Here is a 379-nt window from a genome sequence, read left to right as displayed (position 1 = left end):
AAAAAAAACAACCCACGATACTTTTTTTATTGTCATAAAAAAAAAACAAAACTTACAAAAATTTTCATCGAAATACAAAATAATAACTGCATTAAAAAAGTTGCATACAGTCACACAGATACTGCCAAAACAAAAAAAAATGTCTAAAAAAATACGAGAGCCTTTTTTTTGGGAAGACCACATGGATGCAATTTAAATCCAGGCCCAGTCACGATAACAGAAGGTCCCAAATAATCAACCCGCTTCCCAAATATGTTTGAACGGAAACCCCCTTGCTTACCCTTAAGCATATCTGAAAGAGACTTAAGCGGACCCTTACTCGCGCCAATAATCACCCGTCAACGGGGACCATTATCGAACAAGGCACCAACAGCTTCTT

At 36.9% G+C, this 379-nt stretch carries 1 protein-coding gene and 1 pseudogene; one reads left to right on the top strand and one right to left on the bottom strand.

All coding sequences use genetic code 11. The features are described from left to right. Positions 1-196 (top strand): hypothetical protein (locus J7R10_RS09680; RefSeq protein ID WP_208436559.1); only part of this gene is annotated, 196 nt, incomplete at its 5' end. Here the strand turns inward: J7R10_RS09680 and J7R10_RS09675 are convergent. Further along, a pseudogene (locus J7R10_RS09675) lies at positions 147-379 on the bottom strand (hypothetical protein); the annotation flags it as partial. The gene J7R10_RS09680 and the pseudogene J7R10_RS09675 sit on opposite strands and share 50 nt — an antisense overlap.

Origin of the sequence: Bartonella vinsonii subsp. berkhoffii ATCC 51672 (assembly GCF_902825225.1) — a bacterium.
GTDB classification, from domain to species: Bacteria; Pseudomonadota; Alphaproteobacteria; order Rhizobiales; family Rhizobiaceae; genus Bartonella; species Bartonella berkhoffii.
The sequence above is the reverse complement of the archived record's forward strand: the minus strand, read 5'-3'. Positions and strand labels throughout refer to the sequence as shown.